The 330-nt window shown below is 33.3% G+C and carries 1 protein-coding gene; it reads right to left on the reverse strand.

Annotated elements, in window-relative coordinates; translation table 11 throughout:
* On the reverse strand, positions 1 to 330 hold a 330-nt coding region (locus V7183_RS09545), incomplete at both ends, for an ATP-binding protein (RefSeq protein WP_335359323.1).

The following is a 330-nucleotide window of genomic DNA, read 5'->3' on the forward strand; positions in this document are numbered from 1 at the left end:
GATTTTTTGCACCAGAACCCTTTTTTGTTCATAACAGTCTGCAATTATATGAAATAATAATTCTGAACCATCTTTTTGAAATGGTACATATCCTAATTCGTCTAAAATTAATACATCACAGGTTTCAATGCTTCTTTTAATTTTTTGAAGTGTTCCTTTTTCAAATCCATTCTCTAATTGTGAAACTAGATCAGCTACTCGAAAAAAGCATACTTCGTACCCTTCGCTACATGCTTTCATGCCTAATGCGGTGGCTAAGTGAGTTTTCCCCGTTCCTGATGAACCTATGCATAATAAGTTTTGTCTCTGTGATATAAATTTCAAATCACA

Origin of the sequence: Bacillus sp. JJ1127 (assembly GCF_036965845.1) — a bacterium.
Classification (GTDB): domain Bacteria; phylum Bacillota; class Bacilli; order Bacillales; family Bacillaceae_G; genus Bacillus_A.